Origin of the sequence: Cetobacterium somerae (assembly GCF_022430525.1) — a bacterium.
Taxonomy (GTDB): domain Bacteria; phylum Fusobacteriota; class Fusobacteriia; order Fusobacteriales; family Fusobacteriaceae; genus Cetobacterium_A.
Genome location: NZ_CP092519.1, coordinates 66549 through 92470 on the forward strand (window position 1 = coordinate 66549; position 25922 = coordinate 92470).

At 28.8% G+C, this 25922-nt stretch carries 24 protein-coding genes; 11 read left to right on the forward strand and 13 right to left on the reverse strand.

Going from position 1 to position 25922, the window contains the following annotated elements; genetic code table 11:
• The first annotated feature begins 203 nt into the window (after positions 1-203).
• Both MKD34_RS00330 and MKD34_RS00335 read left to right on the forward strand, forming a co-directional pair.
• Positions 204-1385, forward strand: coding sequence for an ROK family transcriptional regulator (locus tag MKD34_RS00330; RefSeq protein ID WP_240219167.1), 1182 nt, complete (start codon positions 204-206; stop codon positions 1383-1385).
• Positions 1386-1646: 261 nt separating this feature from the next.
• Positions 1647-2747: a FomA family porin-like outer membrane protein gene (locus tag MKD34_RS00335; protein ID WP_240219168.1), complete on the forward strand. Its 1101-nt coding sequence runs from the start codon at positions 1647-1649 to the stop codon at positions 2745-2747.
• Positions 2748-2809: 62 nt separating this feature from the next.
• Here the strand turns inward: MKD34_RS00335 and MKD34_RS00340 are convergent, their stop codons facing one another.
• Entirely contained in the window at positions 2810-3886 is a 1077-nt protein-coding gene (locus tag MKD34_RS00340) for a glycerol dehydrogenase (RefSeq protein WP_240219169.1), read from the reverse strand.
• 115 nt (positions 3887-4001) lie between these two features.
• Between MKD34_RS00340 and ligA the strand changes: the two genes are divergently transcribed.
• On the forward strand, positions 4002-6050 hold the full coding sequence (ligA, locus tag MKD34_RS00345; protein WP_240219170.1) for an NAD-dependent DNA ligase LigA: 2049 nt from the start codon (positions 4002-4004) through the stop codon (positions 6048-6050).
• A 72-nt stretch (positions 6051-6122) separates the two neighbouring features.
• Here ligA and celB read toward each other — a convergent pair whose 3' ends face one another.
• The 3 genes from celB to MKD34_RS00360 all read right to left on the reverse strand — a co-directional run bounded on the left by celB (position 6123) and on the right by MKD34_RS00360 (position 8988).
• Positions 6123-7457 carry a PTS cellobiose transporter subunit IIC gene (gene celB, locus MKD34_RS00350; RefSeq protein WP_185890811.1) on the reverse strand — a complete coding sequence of 445 codons (1335 nt, stop codon included), beginning with the start codon at positions 7455-7457 and terminating at the stop codon, positions 6123-6125.
• A 97-nt stretch (positions 7458-7554) separates the two neighbouring features.
• A complete protein-coding gene (locus MKD34_RS00355; protein WP_240219171.1) occupies positions 7555-8628 on the reverse strand; it encodes a hypothetical protein in 1074 nt (357 codons plus the stop codon).
• Between the two features lie 54 nt (positions 8629-8682).
• The gene (locus MKD34_RS00360) at positions 8683-8988 is read right to left on the reverse strand and encodes a PTS sugar transporter subunit IIB (RefSeq protein WP_240219172.1); all 306 of its coding nucleotides are present in this window, start codon (positions 8986-8988) and stop codon (positions 8683-8685) included.
• Between the two features lie 319 nt (positions 8989-9307).
• On the opposite strand from MKD34_RS00360, the gene MKD34_RS00365 reads away from it, so the two are divergent.
• The 3 genes from MKD34_RS00365 (at position 9308) to MKD34_RS00375 (ending at position 12067) form a co-directional block, all read left to right on the forward strand.
• Positions 9308-10453, forward strand: coding sequence for a replication initiation protein (locus MKD34_RS00365; protein WP_240219173.1), 1146 nt, complete (start codon positions 9308-9310; stop codon positions 10451-10453).
• 163 nt (positions 10454-10616) lie between these two features.
• Positions 10617-11702, forward strand: coding sequence for a DUF871 domain-containing protein (locus MKD34_RS00370; RefSeq protein WP_240219174.1), 1086 nt, complete (start codon positions 10617-10619; stop codon positions 11700-11702).
• 26 nt (positions 11703-11728) lie between these two features.
• Positions 11729-12067 carry a PTS lactose/cellobiose transporter subunit IIA gene (locus MKD34_RS00375; RefSeq protein ID WP_023052112.1) on the forward strand — a complete coding sequence of 113 codons (339 nt, stop codon included), beginning with the start codon at positions 11729-11731 and terminating at the stop codon, positions 12065-12067.
• A 54-nt stretch (positions 12068-12121) separates the two neighbouring features.
• Here the strand turns inward: MKD34_RS00375 and MKD34_RS00380 are convergent, their stop codons facing one another.
• The 3 genes from MKD34_RS00380 to MKD34_RS00390 all read right to left on the reverse strand — a co-directional run bounded on the left by MKD34_RS00380 (position 12122) and on the right by MKD34_RS00390 (position 13927).
• Positions 12122-12565, reverse strand: coding sequence for a Dps family protein (locus MKD34_RS00380; RefSeq protein WP_240219175.1), 444 nt, complete (start codon positions 12563-12565; stop codon positions 12122-12124).
• A 96-nt stretch (positions 12566-12661) separates the two neighbouring features.
• The gene (locus MKD34_RS00385; RefSeq protein WP_240219176.1) at positions 12662-13414 is read right to left on the reverse strand and encodes an IclR family transcriptional regulator; all 753 of its coding nucleotides are present in this window, start codon (positions 13412-13414) and stop codon (positions 12662-12664) included.
• A 3-nt stretch (positions 13415-13417) separates the two neighbouring features.
• Positions 13418-13927 (reverse strand): hypothetical protein, encoded by a 510-nt coding sequence (locus tag MKD34_RS00390; protein WP_240219177.1) that lies wholly within the window; start codon positions 13925-13927, stop codon positions 13418-13420.
• 166 nt (positions 13928-14093) lie between these two features.
• Here MKD34_RS00390 and hcp point away from each other — a divergent pair, with 166 nt between their 5' ends.
• Positions 14094-15761: a hydroxylamine reductase gene (hcp, locus tag MKD34_RS00395; protein ID WP_240219178.1), complete on the forward strand. Its 1668-nt coding sequence runs from the start codon at positions 14094-14096 to the stop codon at positions 15759-15761.
• A 44-nt stretch (positions 15762-15805) separates the two neighbouring features.
• Here hcp and MKD34_RS00400 read toward each other — a convergent pair whose 3' ends face one another.
• Together MKD34_RS00400 and MKD34_RS00405 are read right to left on the reverse strand one after the other, a co-directional pair.
• Positions 15806-16795: a sugar kinase gene (locus tag MKD34_RS00400; protein ID WP_240219179.1), complete on the reverse strand. Its 990-nt coding sequence runs from the start codon at positions 16793-16795 to the stop codon at positions 15806-15808.
• Between the two features lie 2 nt (positions 16796-16797).
• Complete coding sequence (locus MKD34_RS00405) at positions 16798-17436, reverse strand: bifunctional 2-keto-4-hydroxyglutarate aldolase/2-keto-3-deoxy-6-phosphogluconate aldolase (protein WP_185890801.1); 639 nt, start codon at positions 17434-17436, stop codon at positions 16798-16800.
• A gap of 191 nt (positions 17437-17627) precedes the next feature.
• Here MKD34_RS00405 and MKD34_RS00410 point away from each other — a divergent pair, with 191 nt between their 5' ends.
• Both MKD34_RS00410 and MKD34_RS00415 read left to right on the forward strand, forming a co-directional pair.
• Entirely contained in the window at positions 17628-18266 is a 639-nt protein-coding gene (locus MKD34_RS00410; protein ID WP_240219180.1) for a carbonic anhydrase, read from the forward strand.
• Positions 18267-18398: 132 nt separating this feature from the next.
• Positions 18399-19262 (forward strand): mechanosensitive ion channel family protein, encoded by an 864-nt coding sequence (locus MKD34_RS00415; RefSeq protein ID WP_240219181.1) that lies wholly within the window; start codon positions 18399-18401, stop codon positions 19260-19262.
• A gap of 26 nt (positions 19263-19288) precedes the next feature.
• Here the strand turns inward: MKD34_RS00415 and MKD34_RS00420 are convergent, their stop codons facing one another.
• A complete protein-coding gene (locus MKD34_RS00420) occupies positions 19289-20173 on the reverse strand; it encodes a hypothetical protein (RefSeq protein ID WP_240219182.1) in 885 nt (294 codons plus the stop codon).
• 165 nt (positions 20174-20338) lie between these two features.
• Here MKD34_RS00420 and MKD34_RS00425 point away from each other — a divergent pair, with 165 nt between their 5' ends.
• Complete coding sequence (locus tag MKD34_RS00425) at positions 20339-20779, forward strand: DUF2147 domain-containing protein (RefSeq protein WP_240219183.1); 441 nt, start codon at positions 20339-20341, stop codon at positions 20777-20779.
• Positions 20776-23622, forward strand: a complete 2847-nt coding sequence (locus MKD34_RS00430; protein WP_240219184.1) for an AMP-binding protein — start codon at positions 20776-20778, stop codon at positions 23620-23622. Before MKD34_RS00425 ends, MKD34_RS00430 begins: the two co-directional genes overlap by 4 nt.
• A gap of 33 nt (positions 23623-23655) precedes the next feature.
• Here the strand turns inward: MKD34_RS00430 and MKD34_RS00435 are convergent, their stop codons facing one another.
• From MKD34_RS00435 to MKD34_RS00445, 3 genes are read right to left on the reverse strand one after another with little or no spacing between them, the layout of a single operon-like run.
• Positions 23656-24375, reverse strand: coding sequence for a basic amino acid ABC transporter substrate-binding protein (locus MKD34_RS00435; protein ID WP_240219185.1), 720 nt, complete (start codon positions 24373-24375; stop codon positions 23656-23658).
• Between the two features lie 34 nt (positions 24376-24409).
• Positions 24410-25138 carry an amino acid ABC transporter ATP-binding protein gene (locus MKD34_RS00440; RefSeq protein WP_240219186.1) on the reverse strand — a complete coding sequence of 243 codons (729 nt, stop codon included), beginning with the start codon at positions 25136-25138 and terminating at the stop codon, positions 24410-24412.
• The gene (locus MKD34_RS00445) at positions 25135-25800 is read right to left on the reverse strand and encodes an amino acid ABC transporter permease (RefSeq protein ID WP_240219187.1); all 666 of its coding nucleotides are present in this window, start codon (positions 25798-25800) and stop codon (positions 25135-25137) included. The genes MKD34_RS00440 and MKD34_RS00445 overlap by 4 nt, the downstream gene beginning before the upstream one ends.
• Between the last annotated feature and the right edge of the window lie 122 nt (positions 25801-25922).

Here is a 25922-nt window from a genome sequence, read left to right on the forward strand (position 1 = left end):
TTTCAACCAATCAACTGGAGGGTTGCTGGTTATTTATATAATAAGTTTAGCACCTTATTATTAATTTATGATATAATTAAATAAAGATACGTTGTTTATTTAATTTAGTAAAAAAAATACCTAAAAAAAACGATATGAGTTTTACAAGGTAAAATATACATTAAAAAAAAGGGTTTGTCAATAAAAAAATAAAGGAGACGGGGATGGATTTTAAAAGTCAAAATAAAAACATTACAAATTTATTGAAATTTATTAATCAATGTGGTGGGTCTAATAAATTGGAAATAGCTGAAAACATAATGGTTTCACCAGCTGCGTTAACAAAAATTTCTAAAAAATTACTTGGGGATAATGTATTAGTTGAAAAAAAGTATATAGATGAAAATAATAGAAAAAAAAATCTTTTACTAATAAATTATGAAAGATTTTGTTCAATAGGTGTACTAATCGAAGAAAATTTTACAAAGGTTATTTTAACAAATTTAAAAAATGATGTTTTGGGTGAATTAAAATTTGAAAATAACTATAATGGTGATTTTGACGAGTATTTAAAAGCTTTGCTTGAATTTATTGAAAAACTTGCAAAAGAAAATAAAGTTTTACCTGAGAAAATATTAGGTGTTGGTGTTGTGGTAACTAATGAGTTTATTGTAAAAAAATCACTAGATTTATTTAAAGAGGATAGATTTTTAACTTTAAAAAAATCTATCATGGATAAATTTTCAGGATATGTATTTGTAGAAACTGAAATTAGAGCAGAAGCTTTATATGAAGCTTTTTTAGCTCCAGAATATAAAGATTTTTTCTTGGTCAAGTATGGAGAAAAAAGAGGAAGTGCTATTATTATAGATAATAAGCTTGTAAATCCAGCTATTTCTCATTATAGATCAATGGGAACTAGACATTTTATAGTAGAGCCTAACTCAGATATATATTGTGAAATTTGTAAGAAAAAAGGATGCTTTGATACAATGGTTTCTCCTAAAAATATATTTGAAGAAATTTTAAAGGAAAATAATTATTCAAATCGTATAGTAGAAATGTATAAAAATATGAGTTTTGAAGAGTTTATAAAAAGGGCAGAAAGCGGAGAGATAACAGAGTGTAAAGCACTTAGAAAAGTAGCAAGATATATTGCAATTCTTATGATTAATCACAATAATTTATTACCTTTAGATACTTTTTTACTTTCTGGAAGAGTATTTAAAAGTTCGCTTTTCCTAAATTATTTAAAAATGTATTTACAAGAGTTTCAACTAGGAGAGGTTCATGAAAAACTTATAGTTTTAGATAAACATGTATTTAGAGAAGAGCTAGTAGCTTCATTCTTACCAATAAACTATATTTTTTATAATTATCACTTTCAAGATAATTTAGAAGAATAAATTTTAAGAGATAGAAATCTATCTCTTTTTTTAATGGATAAATTTCATATAGTAAAATAAAGATAAAAAAATAAAAGTTAACTTTTCTTTTAAAAATAAGGGTTTATAGATAAAAATAAAATAAAAAAATAATTTACTAAGAAAAATTATATTTACAAATTTAAAAAAATATTGTATAAAGAATACAGTGGAAAAGAAATATTTTTTTACTATAAAAAATTATTTCTCAAAATAACACAATTAAAAATCGGAGGGGATTTTATGAAAAAATTAGCACTTTTTTTAGGATCTTTACTTGTTGTAGGAACTGCAGTTCAAGCTAAAGAGGTTGTTGTAGCTCCAGTTGAAGTATCGAAAGAGATTATTGTTGTAGCTGAGCCTGTAGTTGAAGAGGTTGTAGCACCTGTATTTAGACCAACAGGTTATATTGGAGTAGAGTATAGAGCATATGGAAAGACTGAAGGACATGGAGATAGAGTAGCTCCAGGATTTGGAACAGATCCAGGTGTGGCTCAAGATGAGTGGAATAGAGGTTCAAATAAATATTCAAGACTTGAGACAACTTTTGGTGTTCAAGCAACTGAAAATTTCTCGCTAGAAGGAAGAATTAGAGATTTTAACAATTTAGAAAATGGTGATTCAAATGATAATTATAGTGCACAGGATGGAACTGAAACAAGATTAAGAGCTTACTATAAGCATAACGATTGGTTTACTTCAAGAGTACAGTATAAAGATGAAGAAGACAATTCTCAAAATTTAGAGTACCAGGCAAGATTTATAACATACAAAAATGAAGGTGGATTATTAAGTAGCTTAATCCTAGCTCCAAAAGTATATCATTCATTCCCAAAAGATGGTGGGTCTAACTATATGAATACTATCGGTATGGATATCGAGTATGCAGGTAACTTACCATTAGGATTTACTTGGGATGGTACAATTTATTTAGATCAAAACTTCTATGGACAAGATTTCCATACAAATGCTAACTTAACAGATAATAAAGATAAAGATTTTACTGCAACATGGGAAATCTACTTACGTAGAAACTTTGCATTATATACAACTGATGCATATGCGATAGACTTCAATTTTGAAGGTGGATATGATCCATACGTATTTGGACAATATGATAAATATACTAAAGATAGTAATGGTGAAACTACTAAATCACCTAAGACAACTTATAGCTTATATACACTATTAACTTTAGATGCAACATATAAAATTACAGAAAATGTAGCTGTAAATGCTGGAGTAGGAGCAGAGTATAGAAACTGGGATAATATAGATCAAAGTTCAGCTTCTCACTGGAGATGGCAACCACTAGCATATGCTGGAATGAAAGTAACATTCTAATAGATATCTAATTAAAAAACCCTTGGATTAATCCAAGGGTTTTCTTTTTTATAATCAATTTTTTAATATCCTCCATAGTTGTCAGCAGCTAAAATAGCAGCTAAAACTTTTTCAGGAGTAACTTTAAAAGGCATATTATGAATTGTTTCTCCTGGTGCACAAGCAAGTTTAGCAACTTCTAAAAGTTTTTCTCTTTCGATGGAATTAACTCCTAAATCCTCTAGAGATGTTGGGAGCCCAATGTTTTTACAGAAAAATAAAACTTCATCAATCTCTTCCATAGGTGCATTTTCAAGGAATAGTTGAACTAAAGTTCCAAAAGCTACTTTTTCACCATGATATAAGTCATGACACTCTTCAAGAGCTGTTAACCCGTTGTGAATAGCATGAGCAGCAGCGAGTCCGCCACTTTCAAATCCAATACCACTTAAATATGTATTAGCTTCAATAATATTTTCAACTGCCTTTGTACAAACACATTTTTGTGCAGCAAACATAGCTTTTTCTCCATCTGCTATAAGTGTATCAAAGCATAGTTTAGCAAGAGCCATAGCAGCTTTAGTAGGAAGTCCACCACCCATATTTAAAGCTCCTGATTGCTCACATGCTCTAGCTTCAAAGTATGTTGCTAAGGCGTCGCCCATTCCACTAGCTAAAAGTCTAGCTGGAGCCTTAGCAATGATCTCTGTATCCATTAAAACGATATTTGGATTACTTGGTAAAATTAAATATTCATCAAAAATACCATCATCTGTGTAAAGAACTGATAAAGCACTACAAGGAGCATCAGTTGATGCAATAGTAGGAACAATTATAACGGGAAGATTTGAATAATAAGCGAGAGCTTTTGCAGTGTCTAATGTTTTCCCACCTCCAACTCCAATAATAATCTCAGATTTTTTTTCTTTTAGAATTTCTTTTAATCTGTTAATCTCATTTTTAGAGCACTCTCCATTAAAAAGTTCAAAAGTTGCAGTTAAATTTTCTTTTTTAAAACTTTCTTTTATAATATCTTCAGTTATACTCATAACAAAGTTATCAGCAATAATAAAAGCATTTTTTTTAGCATATTTAGCAATATTGCTTAAAGAGTTAGCTCCCTGAATATATTTACTTGGTGATAAAATAATGTTTTCCATTTAATACCTCCATAACCTTTAATAAAAAAGAACTTTCATATCTATTTATTACCACTAAACTCTTAATTTGTAAATAGAAAAGTGGTATAATTTAATAAAAAAAGGATGGTGGAGCATGCTAAAACTTTTTGATTTAGTTGAAGAGAGTGAGCCGAAAAAAAGAATAGATGAATTAAGAAAAGAGATAGAGCGTTATAACTATTATTATTATACTAAAAATGAATCTATAATCTCAGATTTTGAATTTGATAAACTTTTAAAAGAGTTAGAAAAATTAGAAAAAGAATACCCAGAATTTAAAGAGGATATATCTCCAACAAAACATGTGGGAGCCATTGATTTAAAAGAAACTAAGTTTAAAAAAGTTATTCATAAAAAGCCTATGTTAAGCTTAAGTAACTCATATAATATCGAGGATGTAGTTGCTTTTACAGAGAGAATAGAAAAAAATCTTGAGTATAAGCATGAAAAATTAGAATATGTTCTTGAGTTAAAGTTAGATGGAGCTAGTATAAGTATAACTTACGAAAAAGGTCAACTTGTAAGAGCAGTAACAAGAGGCGATGGAATAGAGGGAGAGGATGTTACAGAAAATATCTTAGCTATTAATACAATTCCTAATTACTTAAAAGAGGATGTTGATTTAGAGGTTAGAGGAGAGATTGTACTTCCTTTAAGTCAATTTGAAAAATTAAATGAAGAAAGATTAAAAAATGGTGAAGAGATATTTGCTAACCCAAGAAATGCAGCTAGTGGTACTTTAAGACAGCTAGATTCAGAAATAGTTAAAGAAAGAGGATTAGATGCTTATTTCTATTATGTAGTGGAACCTTTAAAATATGGTTTTAAAACTCATAGAGAGAGTTTAGATTATTTAGACAAAGTAGGAATAAAAACAACTGGAGTAGCTGAGGTTATTGATGACTTAACTATTATGGAAAAAAGAATAGCTTATTGGGAGATTGAAAGAGAGAAGCTAGACTTTGAAACAGACGGGTTAGTGATAAAGTTGGATAATATAGATTTATGGGATGAAGTTGGATATACAACAAAAAGTCCAAGATGGGCAATAGCTTACAAATTTCCAGCAAAGCAGGTAACAACTAAACTTTTGGGTATAACTTGGCAAGTTGGAAGAACTGGAAAAGTTACTCCTGTAGCAGAGTTAGAAGAGGTTGAACTATCTGGAAGCAGAGTTAAAAGAGCTAGTTTACATAATATGGATGAGATTTTAAGAAAAGATATTAGAGTTGGAGATAGAGTATTCATAGAAAAAGCAGCTGAAATTATTCCACAAGTTGTAAGTTCTATAAAAGAGGTTAGAACAGGAGAGGAAAAAGAAGTTGTTCCTCCAACAAACTGCCCAGTGTGCGAATCAGTTTTAGAAAAAGAAGATGGGTTAGTTGATTTAAAGTGTGTAAATCCTAACTGTCCAGCAATTATTCAAGGAAGTATTGAGTATTTTGTTTCTCGTGATGGAATGAATATAAGTGGATTTGGAAGTAGAATTGTAGAAAGAATGCTAGAGTTAAATTATATAAAAGATATCACCGATATATATAATTTAGGAGAACGTAAAGAAGAACTTATACAATTGGATAAGATGGGAGAAAAAAGTGTAGAGAAACTTTTAGCTTCAATAGAAAAAAGTAAAGAGAGACCGTATTCTAAAACACTATATGCTTTAGGAATACCTTTTGTTGGAAAATTTTTAGGAAATGTTTTGGCAAAGAAAAGTAAAAATATAGATAGATTATCTCAAATGTCTAAAGAGGAACTTTTAGAGATTGATGGTGTTGGTGATAAAGTTGCTGAGTCTGTTTATAACTTTTTTAGAGATGAAAAATCAATGATAATTGTAAAAAAGTTAAAGGATTATGGAATAAATTTTGGAAAATCAGATGAAGATGTTGAAGAGAAAATTATAGAAAATGGCAAATTTTCAGGAAAGACCTTCCTATTTACAGGAAAATTACAAAGATTTAAAAGAGAAGAGATTAAAGATTTAATAGAATCTCTAGGTGGAACAAATTTATCATCAGTAAGTAAAAAGCTTGATTATTTAATTGTTGGAGAAGATGCAGGTAGTAAATTAACAAAGGCAAAAGAGATTGGAACAATAAATATTTTAACAGAAGATGAATTTATAGAGTTAACAAAGTAATAAAAACCTCCCTAGGATTAATCCTAGGGAGGTTTTTATATATATATTAGCACTTTATTTATAAATTATTTATTAAGCAGCTTCAGTTTCATTTAAAGACTTCTCATATACTCTTAAGAAAGGAATGTATAAGAAGAATGAAACAGCAACTAATCCACAACTTAGGATAAACGCAGTAATACTGAAGTTAGTAGCAAGTAATGCTCCGATTGGTCCTGGAGTTGTCCAAGGAACAAGAGTTATAATTTTTCCTACTAAGTCAAACTTTGTAGCAAACCATGCTATACAAGCATTTAATACTGGGATTCCAACGAATGGAATGAATAATAATGGGTTCATTACAATAGGTGCTCCAAACATTATTGGTTCGTTGATATTGAATACTGCTGGAATAACTGAAAGTTTTCCAATTGATTTAATATGTGCATTCTTACTTACAGACATAGCAAGTGCAAGTCCTAAAGTAGCTCCAGCTCCACCGATATAAACATAAGCATCAAGGAATCCTCCTGCAAATATCTTAGGTAAAGCTTCACCAGCTTGAAGAGCAGCTTGGTTAGCAGCAAGGTTAGATAGAGTTATAGAGTTAATAATAGCTATAACGATATTTGTTCCGTGTAATCCAGCAAACCATAAAAGGTGAGTGATTATGATGATGAAGATTACAGAGATTAATGAATCAGACATATTTAATAATGGTGCAAAAGCTTTTAAGATAATCTCAGGAACCATGATGTTTAAACTCTTCATTGCAAATATGTTCATTGCGTGGAAGATAATTGTAACAAATACGATTGGGATTAATAACTCAAAAGATTTAGCTATTGCAGGTGGTACAGAATCAGGTAATTTAATAACAAACTTCTTTTGTACTAATAGTCTGAATATTTCAATAGCTATTATTGCTCCTAGGATAGCTGTAAATAGTCCTTTAGCGTCAAGATATCTAGCGTCCATAATTGGCATCCATCCACCGTCAGGTATAAGGAATAGAGCTCCAGCACCCTCTGCTTGACCAACAGGTAACCAATCTAATTTAGCTGAAACTAGTAAAAATGCATACATTGATAAGAATCCACCAGTTGTACCATTAAGACCATAGCTATTAGATAAAGACATTCCAATTCCATAAGAAACGAATAAAGACATAATTCCCATACTTACATAGAAAGGCTGTACTAAATCTCCTTTAAAAGCTCCCATTAAATTAGCGTACCATTCCATATAAAGTACGTTATTAGGATCAGTAAATGGTAGGTTTACCATTAAAAGGATAAATGAACCAATAATTAAGAACGGCATTGTGTAAACGAAACCGTCTTTGATTGCATTTAAATATCTGTTTTGTCCAACTTTGGCAGCAACAGGCATAAGTTTTTCTTCAATAAGATTCATAAAGTTACTCATAAATTTTTCCTCCGTTTTTTAGTTTTATTATATCAAATTTTATAGAAAGGGGTGGAGGAAAAAACTTCCCCTCCCCATAATTTTTATATTTGTCAAATTAGAATTTGTAGTTTAGTCCTACATAAGCCCAGATTAAATCAATATCGTGGTCTCCGTTAGGTTGTGTCCAAGAGAATAACTTATCATCATTTTTATAAGTTCTCGTATTGTGCTCATAAGCAACTCCTACGAAAGTAGAGAAAGCTTCATTGATAATATAGTTAGCCATTAACTCATATCTAATTTTGCTTCCAAATTTATTTTCGTATTGTTCAATATATCTACCATCCCATTTAGCATCATGAGTTCTGTCTAAAGTTAATCTAATTCTAGGCATGATAGTTAATTTTTCAGTAGCTTGATATGGCATCATAAATCTAATTTGAGTTTCAACCATTTCATAAGAATCATACATCTCTCCAGTTGTATAGATAGTTGGATTAAATGATAACTTATCAGTTAATTTGAATGAAGGACCGAAATCTCCTTCCCAATACCATCCGTTGTCTCTAGAAACTTCTCCAGTTTTTGTAGTTTCTTTATCTCTATCGATACCAGCAACTAACCAACCTGCTAACATTCCGTTGAAATGATTAAAGTCAGTTCCTAACTCATATCTATCTCTTGTCCAGTTATTATGATAAGTTTCTCTATTATAGTCTCTAGTTCTTTCTTCATTTCTATATTTTAAGTGGAATCCTTGATTAGCAAAAACTTGATATCTAACTTTCCAATCTACTCTTAAAGACTCCCAGTTAGCGTTTGATTTATCTACAGATAAATCCCCACCAAATCTTTTTTCAACATTTAAATCTAAAGTTAATTTTCCTTTTGAAGCTGATACTCCAGTTCCCCAGAAAGTTCCGTCTTCGTCATCTCCACTAGCAACTCTAGATCCGTTATCAAAATCTTCGAATTCTAAATAAGTTCTACCAGCAAAAGTCCACTTATCTTCAGGAACTTCAACCATAGTCATAACTTGAGTCTCTTCGTTTACATTTTCTTCTCTAATCTCCCCAGCAACAGGTGCAATTGTTTCAGTAGTAGTTGTAGGCCCTGCTACAACCTCTTTAGCAAAAACGTTTGTACCTAATAATGATAAAGCAGCTAATAAATAAAGTGATTTTTTCATTTGTTACCCTCCCGTTTTTTAATATAAAAGTGTTATTGTTATTCCTTATTTTAATTATTTAGATAAGCTTAAAGCAAAGTCTAAAATTTTCTTACCGTTTAAAGTTCCGTAAGCCATAGTATCGATTACATCTAAAGGTTTTCCAGCTTCAGCAGCTATAGCAGCTAATTCAGCTTTCTTAAATCTAACTTGTGGACCTAAAAGGAATACATCATATTTAGGTAATAACTCGTGGAATTGCTCTAAACCTACAGCATCAATTTTAACTTCTATATTTTCAGCAGCAGCAGCAGCTTCCATTTTTTTAACAACCATACTTGTTGACATTCCCGCAGAACAAAGTAATAATATTTTTTTCATAATTGTTTCTCCTTTTTAACTTACATATTTGAATTTTTAATTTAAAATTTTTAATTAGTGTTGAGTGAACCTTTCACCTGACACTAGAATTATAAAATATGTTTTAAAAAAAGTCAAATTTCACAAAAATCAGACTTTTTTCGTCAAATAACAATATATATAATAAAAAAAAACTTGAAAATAAGAGATAAATATTGTATTCTTTAATAGAAACGAAAAAAAATACAAAAAAAATCGTCTAATTTTCATATAAAACTGTTAAAAAAAAACAAAAAAAATTAAAAAAAATTAATAATTATATAAAAAAGGTGGTGGAAGTATGAGAAAAATGGCTTTTGATTTTTCTAAAAATGATATTTTTATAGATACAGATAAGAAATTAAACAAAAAAGAAAGAGATTTTTTAGAGGTAATCAGAGAGAGATACAAAGGAAAAAACGAAAAGTATATAATTTTTACAGAAAAAGAGTTAAAATCAATAGTAAAAGAAAGAGGATTAATAGAAGATTTTTTAGATAAATTTTCCAAAAGAAGGATTCATTTAAAATTAATAGAAAAAGATGAAGAAATATTTTTTTCATCATTTCCTATATTTGATTTTTATATGAGAAATAGAGAAGAATATAGATTATACATCTCTAGATCCTTAAAATCTTTAAAAGAAAGTGGAATTTTTGATGACATAGATTTAATGTTAATTCTTTTATTTAAAGATAAAAAAAGTTTTCAACTATATTTAGCTATGATAAAAAATAGAAATCAAGGTGGATTTTTAATAAGTAGAGATCAATTAAAAGAACTTTTAGGTGTAGGGCAAGAGAATTATGAGAGATTTTATGATTTTGAAAAAACAATTTTGAAACCAGCATTAGAAGATATAAATCAATTAACAAAATATAATATAGAATATAAAAAAATAAAAAATAGTGACGGATTTACAAGTAAAATTATGGAGATAGAGTTTACATTTAATCATAAACTTTCTCCAATATTAGCTGAAGAGATTGATAGATTATTACTTCCACTTAGAGATAGAGTTGACTCAATCTCAACTGTAAGTAAAGTGATAGAAGAAGCTCTTTTAAAAGAGGGAGTAGAATTTGTTAGAAATAACTTATATCATTTAGATAAAGGAATCTCAGGTTCTTTAGATGAAGCTATTTGTTTGGCTTTAAAAGAAAACCAAAATATAGATCATCAAGAAAAATATATTTTAGTAAGTAAAACGGTAGATGTATTTTCTAATAGATTTATTTTTGAATCAAGACTCTATAAAGAGCTTTTAAAGTGTAAATTTTATTATAATTATAACTTCTTAAAAGCTTTAAGAAATTTAAAAGTTGGAGAGACGTTAGAATACAAAGATGAAAGACACAAAATAAATATTCTTTATTTAGATAAAGGAAGAGAAAGTAGTATAGAGATCTATAAAACAGTAGAAGATGCTACAGGAGAAAAAAAATAAATTTACCCGTTAATATGTGATAAAAAGAGATAAATAGTTGAAATTATTATAGGTATTAGACGAAAAAAAACAGTTTATTTTTCTTGTAGTTTTAGTTCTTGACTTATGTAGAAAAATCTAGTAAAACCTAAGTAAAACAAAGGTTTTCAGGAGGGAGTAGAGAATGAAACAATTAGGAATATCTATATATCCATTTCATGCTACATTAGAAGAAAATAAAAAGTATATTGAATTAGCAGCAAAGTATGGTTATAAAAGAGTTTTCACTTGCTTATTATCAGTTGATGGGGATAAAGAAGTTATACTAAAAGAGTTTAAAGATACAATTGAACATGCAAATAGCTTTGGAATGGAAGTTATGGTAGATGTAGCACCATCTATATTTAGTAAATTAAATATAAGTTATGAAGATCTTTCTTTCTTTAAAGAGATAGGAGCTACAGGAGTAAGATTGGATTTAGGTTTTTCTGGAAATGAAGAGAGTATAATGACATTCAATGAATATGGATTATTAGTTGAGATAAATATGAGTCAAGATACAAATTATGTAAATACAATAATGGATTTTATGCCAAATAAAGAGAAGCTAGTAGGATGTCATAATTTCTATCCACATAGATATACAGGACTTTCAAGAGAACACTTCAGAAGTTGCAATAAGAGATTTAAAGGATTTGCTTTAACAACAGCAGCCTTTGTAACATCACAAACAGGAACGTTTGGTCCATGGCCAGTAAATGATGGTCTTTGTACGTTAGAAGAGCATAGAGATCTTCCAATAGAAGTTCAAGGAAGAGAGTTATTTAATGAAGGAATAGATGTTGTAATTATATCAAACTGTTTTCCAACAGAAGAAGAACTTAAGAGATTAGCAGATGTAAATAAAGAGATGTTAGAGCTTGAGTGTGAGGTTTATGAGGGTGTAGGGGCAGTTGAAAAAGATATAATTGAAAAAGAACTACATTATCAAAGAGGAGATGTAGGAGAATATGTTGTTAGATCAACACAATCAAGAGTAAAGTATAAAGGAACTCATTTTGAGTTATTTAATCCAGTTGATATTAAAAAAGGAGATGTATTAATCGAGTCATCACTTTATGGACAATACGCTGGAGAGTTACATATAGCAAGAAAAGATATGAAAAACTCGGGGAAAACAAGTGTAGTTGGAAAAATAGATCCAAATTACATGGGATTATTAGATAGTATTAAACCTTGGCAAAAATTCAAGATTAAAATAAAAAAGTAATAAAAATCGGTTTAGGAGGATATAAAATGGTAGACTTTACAGAAGAGGAATTAGAGGAGATAATATTTTCAATAGTTGCATATGCAGGAGAGGCAAAAGGATGTGCTCATCAAGCGCTAGCATTTGCAGAAGAGGGTAAATTTGAAGAAGCTGAAGAGTGTATGAAAGAATGTGACGCAGCAGTTTTAAAAGCTCACCACGTTCAAACAGATATGATTCAAAAAGAAGCGGGAGGACAAAAGATACCTTTATCAATAGTTTTCGTTCATGCTCAAGATCACTTAATGACAGCGTTATCTGAGAGAGAGTTAATTAAGAAAATGATTAAATTAAATAAAAGATTATTTGCTTTAGAGAGCAAGTAATAAAAATTATAACAAAAAACCCCTTGAAATTTTCAAGGGGTTTTAATTTTATACTTATGCTAACCAAGCACCAAACATCCAAATATGTTTTTGATATAAAGCAGCTATATCAGTTATTAAAGTAAGAGTTTCTTGGTCATCTTCTTTTTCAGCGATTCCCATTATAATGTTAGCTTCAGCTAAAAGAAGTTTAAAATCTTCTAACATTAATTTAACAGCTTCTTTAGCTGGATATGCTTTAGTTTCAGCTTCAGCTAAAACAGTATGTTTTAAATAGATTTCTAAAGATCCAAAAGGTCTGTGTCCTATCATTAAAATTCTTTCAGCAACAGAATCGATTTGTGCATCAATTTCACCCATTATACCATCAAGCATTGGATGAATAACGAAGAAGTGCTCTCCAGTTAAATTCCAGTGGAAGTTGTGTACTTTAGTTTTAAATACATGTAAATCTCCTACAAATTTGTTCATTTGAAATACTAGATCTTTATTTTCCATAAAAAATCCTCCTTTTGTTTAAAAACCTTTAGTTTTTTTAAATTCAATTTATTATTCGGGGATTTTAGAAATTTCCTTCAAAGAAAATAAAAAAAATTAGAATGACATATTAATAAGAGTTTTATTTACTTTTTCAGAAACCTCTTTCATAGCAATTATAATCTCATTTATATGAGATTCATTAGTATTATTACTAAAAAAAGGACAACTAAGAGCAGCTATAATTTTATTACTTTTATCATAAATAGGAATAGCCACTGCACTAATAGTGTTTGAGTGCTCCATATTATCAAAAGCAATTTTTTTTATGTTGACTTTAAATAACTCTTTTTTTAAAAGATCTCTGTTAGTTATAGTATTTTCAGTATATTTTGGTAAAACTTCAGGAAGTAGAGAGTTTAATTTTTTTTCTGTTAACTGACAAATTAAAATTTTACTTGCTGCACCAGCATGTAAAGGAAAAATTGCATTTTCTGGAACAGTAATTTTATAATAATCATTACTCTCAACAGAAGCAATTACTCTAATTTTATTTTTATCAAAAACACTAACTTTAAAAGTTTCCTTAAATTTTAAGGACAACTCTTCTAAATATGGATAAGAAACATTTTTAATTAAGTTATAGTTTTTATTTTTATTTGAAAAGTACTCAAATTTATTTCCTAAAGTATAATCTTTTCCATTTTGATAGATATATCCCATTGTAACTAAAGTATAGATTAATCTATTTGTCGTAGCTTTAGGTATATTTAAATCTTTAGAGATTTCAGCTTGAGAAGCTTTTTCTTTTAGATAAAGATAATTAAAAATCTTATCAATTTTTTCCATAGCCGGAACTAATTTTTTCATAGTTTAATTCACCATTGTTGTAGTTTTTTGTACTTTACCAAATCCTTTTTGATAAGTGGTTCTTTCTATTGTTCCACTAGGATATCTTTTTTCTACAGTAACTTCAGGTCCAGATTCAGCGTCAATAAATTCAACAATTTCATAAATGTTTTCACCTGACTTCCAAGTTTTTCCAACTGTAAATGGTGCTTTTAAAATAACTTCGCCTTTAGTTAAATTAAGGTCATCTATATTAACATGAGTATCTTCTCCAGAATAGATTAAAGAGATTGAATCTTTATTAACAAGATATACTCTCTCAACTCTTGTAGCTGTATCAAAAGTTTCTTCAACAATAAATTTTAAACCATTTTTTCGAACTGTTTTGCTAGTAGTTTTTGAACCAGCATTTTCAAATCCACCTTTATAAGTAAAGTCTCCTGCTACGAAAAAATCAGAGACAATATATTCCTCTGTATTACTACATCCAATTAAAAAAAGTAAACAACCAAAAATAAATAGATATTTCTTCATAAAATCTCCTCCTACTAAAAAAATAATTTATTAGTTTAAAATGATTATACCTTAAATATAAAAAATCTACTAGAAAAAAAGTTGGATCTGTAACATATGTTACAGAAAAAAAATAACTATACTGTTATAATCCACTTATAGATTTTAGAAATAAGGAGAGATATCAATGGAAAAAATACCAATGTTTTGTTTTCAATGTCAAGAAACAGCAGGAAATAAAGGCTGCTCAGTAGTAGGAGTTTGTGGAAAGAAACCGACTACATCAAATCTACAAGATTTGCTTATTTATACAGCAAAGGGTATATCGATACTTAGAGAAAATTTATCTTTGGAAAATAGATTAGAAAATAAAGAGTTAAATTCAGAGATTGATTACTATATAACAAACTCTTTATTTATAACAATAACAAATGCAAATTTTGATGATGAAATGATATCTAAAGAGATTTTAAAAGGATTAGAGATTAGAGATAAAGTAAAAACTCAATTGGATAATTTTGGATTAGATATAAAAAGATTAAAAGACCACGATGCAGTAACATTTACAGTAAAAACAATCGAGGATATGAATAAAAAAGCTTTAACAATTGGAGTTCTTTCAACTGAGAATGAAGATATAAGATCTTTAAGAGAAGTTATAACTTATGGATTAAAAGGTATGGCAGCATATTATGAACATTCTGTAAATTTAGGATATGAGAAATCAGAAATAGTTATGTTTATAGAAAAAGCTTTAGTTTCAACTTTAGATGATTCAATAGAGTTAGGAGATTTAGTTGGATTAACTTTAGAAACAGGAAAATTTGGAGTAGATGTAATGGCATTATTAGATTCTGCTAATACAGGAAAATTTGGAAATCCAGAGATAACAGAAGTAAATATCGGAGTTAGAAATAACCCTGGAATTTTAATATCAGGTCATGACTTGAATGATATAGTTCAACTTTTAGAGCAAACAGAGGGAACAGGAGTGGATGTATATACTCATTCAGAGATGTTACCAGCGCACTATTATCCAGAGTTAAAAAAATATAAGCATTTAGCTGGAAACTATGGAAATGCATGGTGGAAACAAAAAGAAGAATTTGAAACATTTAATGGTCCTGTTGTATTCACAACAAATTGTATAGTACCACCTAAGGCTGGAGCTTCATATGAAGGAAAAGTATTTACAACAAATGCAACTGGATTCCCAGGATGGAAAAGAGTTGAAGAGAAGAATGGAAAGAAAGATTTCTCAGAAGTTATAGCATTAGCTAAAACATGTAAAGCACCGACAGAGATTGAAACTGGAAAAATTATAGGTGGATTTGCACATAATCAAGTATTTGCATTAGCTGATAAAGTTGTAGATGCAGTAAAATCTGGAGCTATTAGAAGATTCTATGTAATGGCAGGATGCGATGGAAGAATGAAGTCAAGAGATTATTATACAGAGTTTGCAGCTAATCTACCAAAAGATACAGTAATTTTAACAGCAGGTTGTGCAAAATATAAATATAATAAATTAAACTTAGGAGATATTGGTGGAATTCCAAGAGTTTTAGACGCAGGACAATGTAATGATTCATACTCATTAGCATTAATAGCTTTAAAATTAAAAGAAGTATTCCAATTAAATGATATAAATGAGTTGCCAATTGCTTATAACATAGCTTGGTATGAGCAAAAAGCTGTAATAGTTCTATTAGCATTATTACACTTAGGAGTTAAAAATATTCATTTAGGACCAACAATTCCAGCATTTTTATCAGGAAATGTTTTAAAAGTTTTAATAGATAACTTTAATATTGGAACTATTTCAACAGTAGAGGAAGATTTAAAGAATTTCTAAGAAATAAAAATGGTAAGGGGTGAGTTCCTTACCATTTTTTTATATTATCTTGAAACAGTTGAAATACCATTATTGATGATATTATAAATTTCATCTTTTGAAACTAAGTTTGCATCTCCTCTTACAGTATGTTTATAAACAGAAGCTGCAGTTGCAAAATCTACAATATCTTTAGGTGAATGATTGTTATAGATTCCAAAAAGAGCTCCAGCAGCAAAGGCATCTCCTCCACCAACTCTATCAACAATTTGGAAAGTATATCTAGGTGAAGCTATAAGTTCACCATCTTTAAAGATAAAACCAGTTAAAGAGTTTTCATTAACTGAGTGTGTTTCACGTTTTGTAGAAAGCAGATATTTTATATTTGGATATTTTTTTGTAATCTCTTTATAATATTCATTTAAATCAGAATGATTTCCTAATTTCATGATATTTTTAGCATCTAAAATACCAGCAAAACAGATATCTATATACGGAAGATAACTTGTTAAAACAGGAGAAGCTTCATCTAAAGTCCAAAGTTTTCCTCTGTAATTAAAGTCGAAACTGATTAAAACTCCCATTTCTTTAGCTTTTTCCATAATTTTAATTGTAAGTTCTTTACAATTTTCTGAAAGAGCTGGTGTAATTCCAGAAAGATGTAATATTTTACAATCTTTTAGAATTTCTTCTATTTTTAACTCACTATAATCTAAAGTAGAGAATGACGAGTATTTTCTATCATAAATAACTGATGATGCTCTAACACTTGTTCCAACTTCTAGGTAGTAAGTTCCAAGTCTTTCTCCACCAAGAACTATATTTTTTGTTTCAACTCCATTAGCTTTTAAATATCTAAAGATAGAATCAGAAAGTGGATTGTTAGGTAGTTTAGTAACATACTCAGATTCTATTCCAAAGTTTGCAAGAGAAACAGCTACGTTAGCTTCTCCTCCACCGTAATCAGCTCTAAATGTATTACTTTGAATAAATCTATTGTTATTTTCAGTAGAAAGACGTAACATAATCTCTCCAAGAGTTACAATTTTACTCATAATTAGATCTCCTCTCTAACCTTTTTAACTTTAGCGATAAAAGCTTTTGCAGTAGCAGTAATCTCTTCGCTAGGTCCAGTAGCTAACTTTCCTCCAACACCAACAGCTACAACTCCATTTTTAATCCATTGGTCAACATTTTCTAGAGAAACTCCACCTGTAGGCATGATGTTAGCTTGAGGTAAAGGTGCTTTAACAGCTTTAATAAAGTCAGGGCCAAAAGCACTTCCAGGGAAAAGTTTAATAATATCGCAACCTAATTCCATAGCCTTAATCATTTCAGTAATAGTCATACATCCAGGCATATATGGAATAGCATATCTGTTACAAAGTTTAGCAGTTTCAGCATCAAATCCAGGAGAAACAATATATTTTGCTCCAGCTAAAATAGCAAGTCTAGCAGTTTCAGTATCTAAAACAGTTCCAGCTCCGATTATAAAATCGTCTCCAGGGAATTCTTTTGAAAGCTCTCTGATAACTTCAGTAGCTCCTGGTACAGTGTAAGTTACTTCAATTGCATTAACTCCACCAGCAATACAAGCGTTAGAAACACGTTTAGCTTCCTCTAAATTTTCAGCTCTAACAACAGCAACCACTCCAGTATTTATAATTCTATCTATAATTTCATGTTTTTTTAACATTTATAAACCCCCTTAAATTTCTTTTATTAGTTGAATTAATTTTATAAAAATAGTAGATTATAAACAATGTCAATTTTACAAAAAAATTCCACATATGAAACTAAAGGAAATAAGCCACTAAAAAGGTAGAAATATTTTGTAAAATATAGTAAAATGTAAGTAATACTCTAAATAGGTTTTAAGGAGGAAAAATGCAAAATTATAATGAGTTATTAGAAGCAAATTTAGAATGGGTAGAAAAAAGATTAGATTTAGATAAAGATTATTTTAAGAATCTTTCTAAAGGTCAAAATCCACCATTCTTATATATAGGATGCTCAGATAGTAGAATGCCGATTGATACTTTTACTCAAAGTGAACCTGGAAGTTTTTTTATTCATAGAAATATAGCTAATCAAGTATTTTCAAATGATATGAATTTTTTAGCAACTTTGGAGTATGCTGTTGAACAGTTAGAAGTAGAGCATATAATAGTTTCTGGACACTATGAGTGTGGTGGAATAAAAACAGCTCACGATAAATGCAGACATTCTTCAATAATCTCAAGTTGGTTGATGCCAATAAAAAAGATAGAAGTAGAGCATAAGGAAGAATTAGAAAGTTTGGCAACAGAGCAAGAAAGATTAGATAGATTGACAGAATTAAATGTATTAGAGCAATTAAAACATATATTTGAATTATCAGTTATAAGAAATAGAATTGAAAATGGAAAATATCCAAGAATTCATGGATGGGTTTTAGATATTAGAAGTGGAAAAATAGTAGAAATAGAGATTCCAATAGAAGATTGGAAATCAAAGGGAATAATACCTAAAGAGTACCAAGTTTAATAACTAATCCTTTATCTTTTAAAAAACTAAAAGATGGAGGATTTTATTATGTAGGATACAGAGAAAAAATTGTTTCATCTGTAGAATTTATTTGGTTTAAAAATTAAAAGATATAATATTAGGAGGAGTAAAGTGGAAGTAAAGTCACAAAGTTTTTTGGAGGAAGTTTTAAATCACTTAGTTGACAAAAATATTTTTGTTAATTTTACAGTGGAGTTTTTATTTTTTATAATAAAATTATTTTTTTGTATAGGAATATATTATTTTGCTTTAAAATTAGTAAAAAAAATAGCTCCAATTTATAATAATGCTAGAAAAGAGAATGTAATAGATCCATCATTAAGAAGTTTTATTAGATCAATTTTATATGTGGGCTTACATGCAACATTGATAACTATTTGTCTTCTGATTATGGGAGTTAAAGAGAGTAGCTTACTTGCATTCTTTGGAACATTGGGAATAGGTGTTGGTTTAGCATTAAAGGATAACCTATCAAATTTTGCAGGTGGAATAATTGTTCTTGTTTTTAAAACATATAAAGTTGGAGATGAAGTAAACATATCTGGAGAGATGGGATATGTTCATGATATTGATATTTTCTCTACTACAGTTAGAACTCATAATAATGATTTAGTGATAGTACCAAATGGATCTATTGTTTCAAACAAAGTAATCAATTATACAAAAACGCCAATAAGAAGATTAAAGTTTATAGTGGGAGTATCTTATGATGCAGATTTAGATATTGCTAGAGAGGCATTAGAAAAACTTTTAAGAGATAATCCATTAGTTTTAACAGATCCACCAGTATATAGTCATGTGGATGCTTATGCAGATAGTTCTATAAATATTGCTTTAAAAGGTTGGGCAACAAACGAGCATTACTGGACAGTTTATAAAGAAACATTAAATGGTATAAAAGGTGCTTTAGATAGAGAAAATATAAGCATACCATTCCCACAAATGGATGTTCATTTAAATAATGTGGATAAATAAAAAAGCTGAAGAGATTCAGCTTTTTTTTAAAATCTATATCCTAAAGAGAGTGTTACACTCTTTCTTTTTCCAAAACCAACTTCAGTTGTAAATTCAACTGATTTATTTATCTCACTTCTAAAACCAATAACATTGTTCCAAGGAGATGAAGTACTTTCTTTTACTTCAAATTTTCCATTTTTAACATTGATTCCAGAAGGAAGAATTCCAAGTGTATTGATATCTCCTTTTAAAGTTTGGGTAATATTTTGATACATAGTTCCAATCCAAATAGAGTTTTTAGTATTATAAAAGTCAAAGTTATAACCAACTTTTGGAGAAACAACAAAAGCAGAGATATCTCCTTCGATAATGTTTAAAGTAGTATTAGTATAGTTAAAATCAACAAGGGAGAAGAAATTTTTATATCCTCCAGCTAGAACAGTTCCAACTCCGTAAGTAGTTCCTTCATACCTTAAAGTAAAATCAACATCTTTAATAGGGATGGGAATAGGTTTTCCATTAGGAAATATAGAAGGTAAAAAGAAAGTTCCATTAACATTGGCTGTAGAATGTCCTTTTGTTTTTCCCAAAACTCCATAAACATTTAAAAAAGGAAAAATCCAAAGATCAGCTTTAATCAATTTATTTGTGTTAACTGTTTTAGCTTTATCAGCTGTAAGATTTAAATTATTTCCAATATCTAATTTTCCAATAGTTCCAGTTAAATTAATCTCTTTAATATCCACATCTTGTTTCATATCTACATATATAACATTTATTCCATAGGGATTTGGAAGTTCATAACCTCTCTCTCTAGCTTCATCTCCAAGTAAAGGAAACATAGATTTATCTTGTAAAGAATTATCAGAAGAGATAAGTAAAATACTATTAAAAATAAAAGTGATAAGTAATATTAATGCTTTTTTCAAAAGAACCTCCTAAAATATATCATAAGGAGAAATTATATCATAAAAAGAATGATAAAGCTATTGGAAAATTATTAAAAAACAAAAGTGTAAAATATTTCTAATATTACTATTTGAAAATATAGGTTATAATATTTATCCATAAAAAATAGGAGGAAATTGTGAAAAATGAAACTAATTATATTGTTTATGATATTTGGAAATATGCTTTTTGCTAATTCAATTTTAGGGTATTGGATGACTCAAGAGGGAAAAAATGGAAATGAAGCCATTGTTTTGATAGAGAAGGAAAAAAATACATATATAGGGAAAATAAAGTATATAGCGACAGTTGATAAAAATTTTAATATAATAAGTTATACAAATAAAGATGAAATAATTGGATTTGAATTAGTAAAAGGTTTTCAAAAAATTGATGATGTAACATATAAAAAAGGGCGAATAATAGATCCTAAAAGTTTGAAAGAGTATTATGCATCTGTAAAACTTGAGGGGGATAAGTTTATTTTGAGAGGGTCACTTGATTCTCATGGAATATTAGGAGCTAAGAGGGTATGGAAAAAAGTGAATAAAGAGTATATAGAAAAATATGGTGATGAAAAGTTATGACAGAGAAAAGAAAAGTATCTCCTAACGAAAGAATGTATTTAGCATTTGAAAAAAATTATAACTCTTTCGTAATAAATAGGATTGTAGAAGGTAGAGGAGATATTGATATAGAGATACTTCAAAGTGCAGTCAATAAAGTAGGAGATATTTATCCAGAGAGTAGATTTAAATTAAAAAATGACTATTGGATAGATTCAAAACTAAATCCAAAAGTTATAAAGATTCAGAGAAAAGATGTGGGAAAAGATTTTAAAGAGTTGATGAAAAGAAAGATAGATTTAACTAAAGATATAGCTTGTGAAGTATACTATCTTAATGAATTTGATAAAATAACAATTATATTTCGAACTCATCATGGAGTGATGGATGGAAAAGGACAAGGAATTTGGATTGAAGCAATTTTTAAAGAGCTTAATAATTTAGAGATTGAAAAGTTTTCTTCTAAAGTGAGAGACATAGATTTACTAAAAGATAGTGGAATTAATAAAAGCAGTGATATAGTAACAATAGGAAATTATTCACCGCTGAAAGATAGAGTGTCTTATAAAATTACAGATCCAATCTCTAAAAAAATAGAGATTAATGAAAAAATAAATAGTATAACAGCTAAATTAATAGGGAGTATCCATAAGTTAAGTAAAGATTCAAAAAGTAGATTTATAATAACAAGAGATATAAGAGAAAAGTTTCCAGAGGAAAAATTAAATACTGGAAATTTATCACTACCTATGTATTTAGAAACTACAAGTGAAAATTGGCAAGAGATAAATAAAGATTTAATAAATACAATATTAAAAAATGAAGATATAAAATATTCACCAAAAGAGTACTTTATATTTGAGAATATCCCAATGAATATTCTAAGATTAGGATTAAAATATACAATTTTCAATTATAATAGACAGAAAAAAACGGCAACAACTGCAGTAATATCAAACTTAGGTAGAATTGATTTAGAGAATTATAAAACAAAATATTTTATACCAGAAAAAGTTTATGCACTACCAGTAATAACACCACTAGTTCCATTATCTTTTGTAATAACAGAGTTAGATAATAAAACTATAATAACAGTTGGTTATTATGAAGATAACTATGAAGAGAAGAAATTAGAGGAATATTTAGAGAAATTAAAAGATACTCTTTTAAATAGAGAGAAAGTTAAGATTAAGGGTAATAAAGAGATAAGAAAAGTTAATATATTTAAAGAAATTTTTAAAAAATCTGAAAAAGAAGATATTTTAATTTTAGAGAATGATAAAGAAATAAGTTATAGAGATATATTTATTAGTGCTTCGAAAGTAGCTAGTTATTTGAAAAAAATAGGAGTTAATAAAGGAGACAGAGTTTCTATATCAACAAAAAGAGACTCAAGTTATTTAATCTCTATATTAGCATGTATAAAACTAGGAGCTGTATTTATACCAATAGATCCAGAGTACCCAAAAGAAAGAGTAGATTATATAAAAGAGAGCTCAGCAAGTAAGATATTGTTAGAATCTTTAGAGTTTATTTTAGAAGAAGAGGTTTTAACTAATCTAAATTTTAAGGAGTTTACGGAATATAAAAATGAAGATGTTATTTATACAATTTATACTTCAGGAAGCACAGGAAAGCCTAAAGGTGTAGAGATAACATATGGTACACTTTGTAACTATATATCTAATTGTATTGAAAAATATGGGATAACAGAGGAAACTATATTTGGATTTTTCACATCAATATCCTTTGATTTATCTATAACAGCTATTTTTACAACATTACTAGCAGGTGGGAAAATAGAGTTTTTTAATGAGAAAATTACACCAATAACTTTAAAAAATATTTTTGAAAATAGTAAAATGAATAGTGTGAAAATGACACCAACTCATTTGGAAATTATTTCAAAATATAATATAAAAAAAGATAGGTTTAAGTTAGTAATTGTAGGTGGAGAACAGTTAAAGGTAAGTACAGCTAAAAAAGCTCAGGATATTTTAGGCGATAGTTGTAAAATAGTTAATGAGTATGGACCAACAGAAGCCACAGTGGGTTGTATATACCATATTTTTGATAAAAATAAAACTTATATAGGAGAGGGACTACCTATTGGAAAACCTTTAGATAATATTGATCTGTGTTTAGAGATTGATACCAATGAAAATATGGGAGAACTCCTTATAGGTGGAGATTGTTTAGCAAAAGGATATTATAATAATTTAAAAGAGACTACAGATAAGTTTATATACTTAGAAAATAAAAGATTTTATAAATCTGGAGATCTATGTAGAATAAATAAAGATAATGATTTAGAGTTTTTAGAAAGAAAAGATTTCCAAGTAAAAATTAGAGGTTATCGAATAGAATTAGAAGAGGTTGAGAAAAAGATAGAGGAGTATCCAGCTATTATTGGATGTAGAGTTATTCCTAACTCATCTAAAAATTCTCTATTAGCATACTATATTGGAAAAGTAGATCAAAACGAACTTTTAAAAACTTTAAAAGAAAAATTACCAGAATACATGGTACCCTATGCTTTTTTTGAAATTGATGAGTTTCCGCTAAATTCTAATGGAAAATTAGATTTAAAAAAACTTAAAGAGTTAGGACAAAAAGATTATAAAGATAATATAGATGAGGTGTCATTATCAAGTTTTGAAAAAAAGATTATCAAAATTTGGGAAGAGATATTAGAGATAAAAATAGATAAAAATAAAGTAAATTGGAATTTTTATGAATTAGGTGCGGACTCTTTAAGTATAGTTAGATTTATAAATGAGATAGAGCCCTTTATAAATAAAGAGGGAGTAGAAAAAATTCTATTAAATCCAAACTTAGAAACAATAAGTAAGTATAAAAAATAAAATCCCCCATATTTGGGGGATTTTTAAATATCTTTACATATGTTTTTTTAAAAGAGTTTCATAAGTTCCATCTTTTTTTAGCTCGTCTAAAGCTGTATTAATTTTATTTAAAAGTTCACTATTTTTTTTAGAGATGGCGATGGCATATTCTTCAGGTTCACCAGATGTTTCAGCTAATTTTAAACCTTTATTATTTTTTACATAGTTTAAAGCAGTTTCAGAATCTAAAACAACAGCATCGATTTTATTGTTTTGTAACTCCATGATAGCAGCATAAGAAGCATTATATTTTTTTGACTTAACATCTTTCATCTCGCTAACTACAACGTCCCCAGTAAATCCTAGCATAACTCCAACAAGTTTTCCATTTAAATCATCAAATGTTTTAATGTCGTTATTATTATCATTTAAAATAATAACTTGGTTAGCTGTATAATATGGATTTGAAAAATTAACAGCCATTTTTCTCTCATCACTAGCTGTCATTCCAGCAATAACAATATCTATTTTATTAGTTTCAAGAGCTGGAATTAGTCCATCAAAAGCCATGTCTTTAATAACTATTTCCATATCTAATTTTTTACCAATAGCTTTAACTAAGTCTATATCAAATCCAACGACTTCCCCTTTATCAAGGTATTCAAAAGGTGGAAATTCAGCATTAGTACCAACATAAAGTTTTCCTTTTGCAAAAGTTAAAGTACTCATAATTAACATTAAAAATAGAACCAAATTTTTAAAAATCTTTTTCATAATATCCTCCTCAATGTTTTTAAAATATCTTATATTAATGATTTAAAACTTTTTCAATGAAATCTTTAGCTCTAGAATGATTAGTTCCATCAAAAAGTTCATCAGGGGTTGTATCTTCTAAAATAGACCCTTGATCCATAAATAAGACTCTATCAGCTACTTTTCTAGCAAATCCCATTTCATGTGTAACTACAACCATAGTCATTCCTTCTTTAGCAAGATCTCTCATAACATCTAAAACTTCTCGAATCATCTCTGGATCAAGAGCAGATGTTGGTTCATCAAAGAGTATAACTTCAGGGTCCATACAAAGAGCTCTAGCAATAGCTATTCTTTGTTTTTGACCTCCAGATAAATGATCTGGATATGCTAAAGCTTTATCCTTTAATCCTACTTTTTTTAGCAAAAGAAGAGCTTTCTCTTCAACATCCTCTTTTTTCATTCCTTTAACTTTCATAGGAGCTAAAGTAAGATTCTCAAGAACTGTTTTATGGGGAAAAAGGTTGAAGTGTTGAAAGACCATTCCAACTTTAGCTCTCATATGATTTATATTTGTTTTTGGACTCATTATATCCTCTCCACTGATATAAATATGTCCAAGAGTAGGTTCTTCTAAACGGTTTATACATCTTAAAAATGTAGATTTTCCACTTCCAGAAGGGCCAATAACTGCAACAACTTCCCCTTTCATTATATGGGTAGAAACTCCTTTTAAAACTTCAAGTTCTCCGTAATTTTTAAATAGATTATCAACTTTTATCATTTATTGCTCAACCCCTTTTCAACACCTCTCATGATTTTTGTAAAGATTCCAACTAAAACTAGATATATTAAACCAACTAAAAGTAGTGGTTCAACTCCTCTATAAGTTTGAGATGTAATTATGTTTGCAGATCTTAAAAGGTCTACTCCACCGATAAACCCAACTATAGATGTTTCTTTTAAAAGAGTAATAAATTCACTAACTAGTGTGGGAAGTATTTTTCTAACAGCTTGTGGAATTATAACCTCTTTCATAGCCATAGAATAACTCATTCCAAGAGCTCTAGAAGCTTCCATTTGTCCTTTATCAAGTCCTTCAATACCAGCTCTAATAATTTCAGCAACGTAAGCACTAGAGTTTATTCCAAAAGCAATACCAGCAACTAAAAATATAGGCATGTCACGGAATCCAGCAAAAATAATATTAGCTAGAACTAGAAGTTGAACAACTGCTGGAGTTCCTCTAATAAGATCAATATAGCAAATAGCTATCCATTTGAATCTAGGTGAAAGTCTTAAAAGTGCGATAAAAATACCAAAGATAACACCAAAGATAGCTGAAAAAGCTGTAACACCAACTGAAAAAGCTAAACCTTGAAGAACATATTGATATCTGTAACCATCAATAAAAATTGTTTTTAGTGTACTTAAGTAATCTCCCATAAAAATCTCCTTTATATTAGTATTTGGTATAAAAAAAGAAGGCCTAAGAGTATAGACTTATACTCTTAGGCCTTCCAAAATTAAAAGGGTAAATAATTTTGCGAAAGTAATCCATAGTTATA

What these genes read in the sequence shown, in the direction of transcription:
- MKD34_RS00330 (WP_240219167.1), top strand. Translation starts at nt 204, where the DNA reads ATGGATTTTAAAAGTCAAAATAAAAACATTACAAATTTATTGAAATTT.
- MKD34_RS00335 (WP_240219168.1), top strand. Translation starts at nt 1,647, where the DNA reads ATGAAAAAATTAGCACTTTTTTTAGGATCTTTACTTGTTGTAGGAACT.
- MKD34_RS00340 (WP_240219169.1), bottom strand. Translation starts at nt 3,886, where the DNA reads ATGGAAAACATTATTTTATCACCAAGTAAATATATTCAGGGAGCTAAC.
- ligA (WP_240219170.1), top strand. Translation starts at nt 4,002, where the DNA reads ATGCTAAAACTTTTTGATTTAGTTGAAGAGAGTGAGCCGAAAAAAAGA.
- celB (WP_185890811.1), bottom strand. Translation starts at nt 7,457, where the DNA reads ATGAGTAACTTTATGAATCTTATTGAAGAAAAACTTATGCCTGTTGCT.
- MKD34_RS00355 (WP_240219171.1), bottom strand. Translation starts at nt 8,628, where the DNA reads ATGAAAAAATCACTTTATTTATTAGCTGCTTTATCATTATTAGGTACA.
- MKD34_RS00360 (WP_240219172.1), bottom strand. Translation starts at nt 8,988, where the DNA reads ATGAAAAAAATATTATTACTTTGTTCTGCGGGAATGTCAACAAGTATG.
- MKD34_RS00365 (WP_240219173.1), top strand. Translation starts at nt 9,308, where the DNA reads ATGAGAAAAATGGCTTTTGATTTTTCTAAAAATGATATTTTTATAGAT.
- MKD34_RS00370 (WP_240219174.1), top strand. Translation starts at nt 10,617, where the DNA reads ATGAAACAATTAGGAATATCTATATATCCATTTCATGCTACATTAGAA.
- MKD34_RS00375 (WP_023052112.1), top strand. Translation starts at nt 11,729, where the DNA reads ATGGTAGACTTTACAGAAGAGGAATTAGAGGAGATAATATTTTCAATA.
- MKD34_RS00380 (WP_240219175.1), bottom strand. Translation starts at nt 12,565, where the DNA reads ATGGAAAATAAAGATCTAGTATTTCAAATGAACAAATTTGTAGGAGAT.
- MKD34_RS00385 (WP_240219176.1), bottom strand. Translation starts at nt 13,414, where the DNA reads ATGAAAAAATTAGTTCCGGCTATGGAAAAAATTGATAAGATTTTTAAT.
- MKD34_RS00390 (WP_240219177.1), bottom strand. Translation starts at nt 13,927, where the DNA reads ATGAAGAAATATCTATTTATTTTTGGTTGTTTACTTTTTTTAATTGGA.
- hcp (WP_240219178.1), top strand. Translation starts at nt 14,094, where the DNA reads ATGGAAAAAATACCAATGTTTTGTTTTCAATGTCAAGAAACAGCAGGA.
- MKD34_RS00400 (WP_240219179.1), bottom strand. Translation starts at nt 16,795, where the DNA reads ATGAGTAAAATTGTAACTCTTGGAGAGATTATGTTACGTCTTTCTACT.
- MKD34_RS00405 (WP_185890801.1), bottom strand. Translation starts at nt 17,436, where the DNA reads ATGTTAAAAAAACATGAAATTATAGATAGAATTATAAATACTGGAGTG.
- MKD34_RS00410 (WP_240219180.1), top strand. Translation starts at nt 17,628, where the DNA reads ATGCAAAATTATAATGAGTTATTAGAAGCAAATTTAGAATGGGTAGAA.
- MKD34_RS00425 (WP_240219183.1), top strand. Translation starts at nt 20,339, where the DNA reads ATGAAACTAATTATATTGTTTATGATATTTGGAAATATGCTTTTTGCT.
- MKD34_RS00430 (WP_240219184.1), top strand. Translation starts at nt 20,776, where the DNA reads ATGACAGAGAAAAGAAAAGTATCTCCTAACGAAAGAATGTATTTAGCA.
- MKD34_RS00435 (WP_240219185.1), bottom strand. Translation starts at nt 24,375, where the DNA reads ATGAAAAAGATTTTTAAAAATTTGGTTCTATTTTTAATGTTAATTATG.
- MKD34_RS00440 (WP_240219186.1), bottom strand. Translation starts at nt 25,138, where the DNA reads ATGATAAAAGTTGATAATCTATTTAAAAATTACGGAGAACTTGAAGTT.
- MKD34_RS00445 (WP_240219187.1), bottom strand. Translation starts at nt 25,800, where the DNA reads ATGGGAGATTACTTAAGTACACTAAAAACAATTTTTATTGATGGTTAC.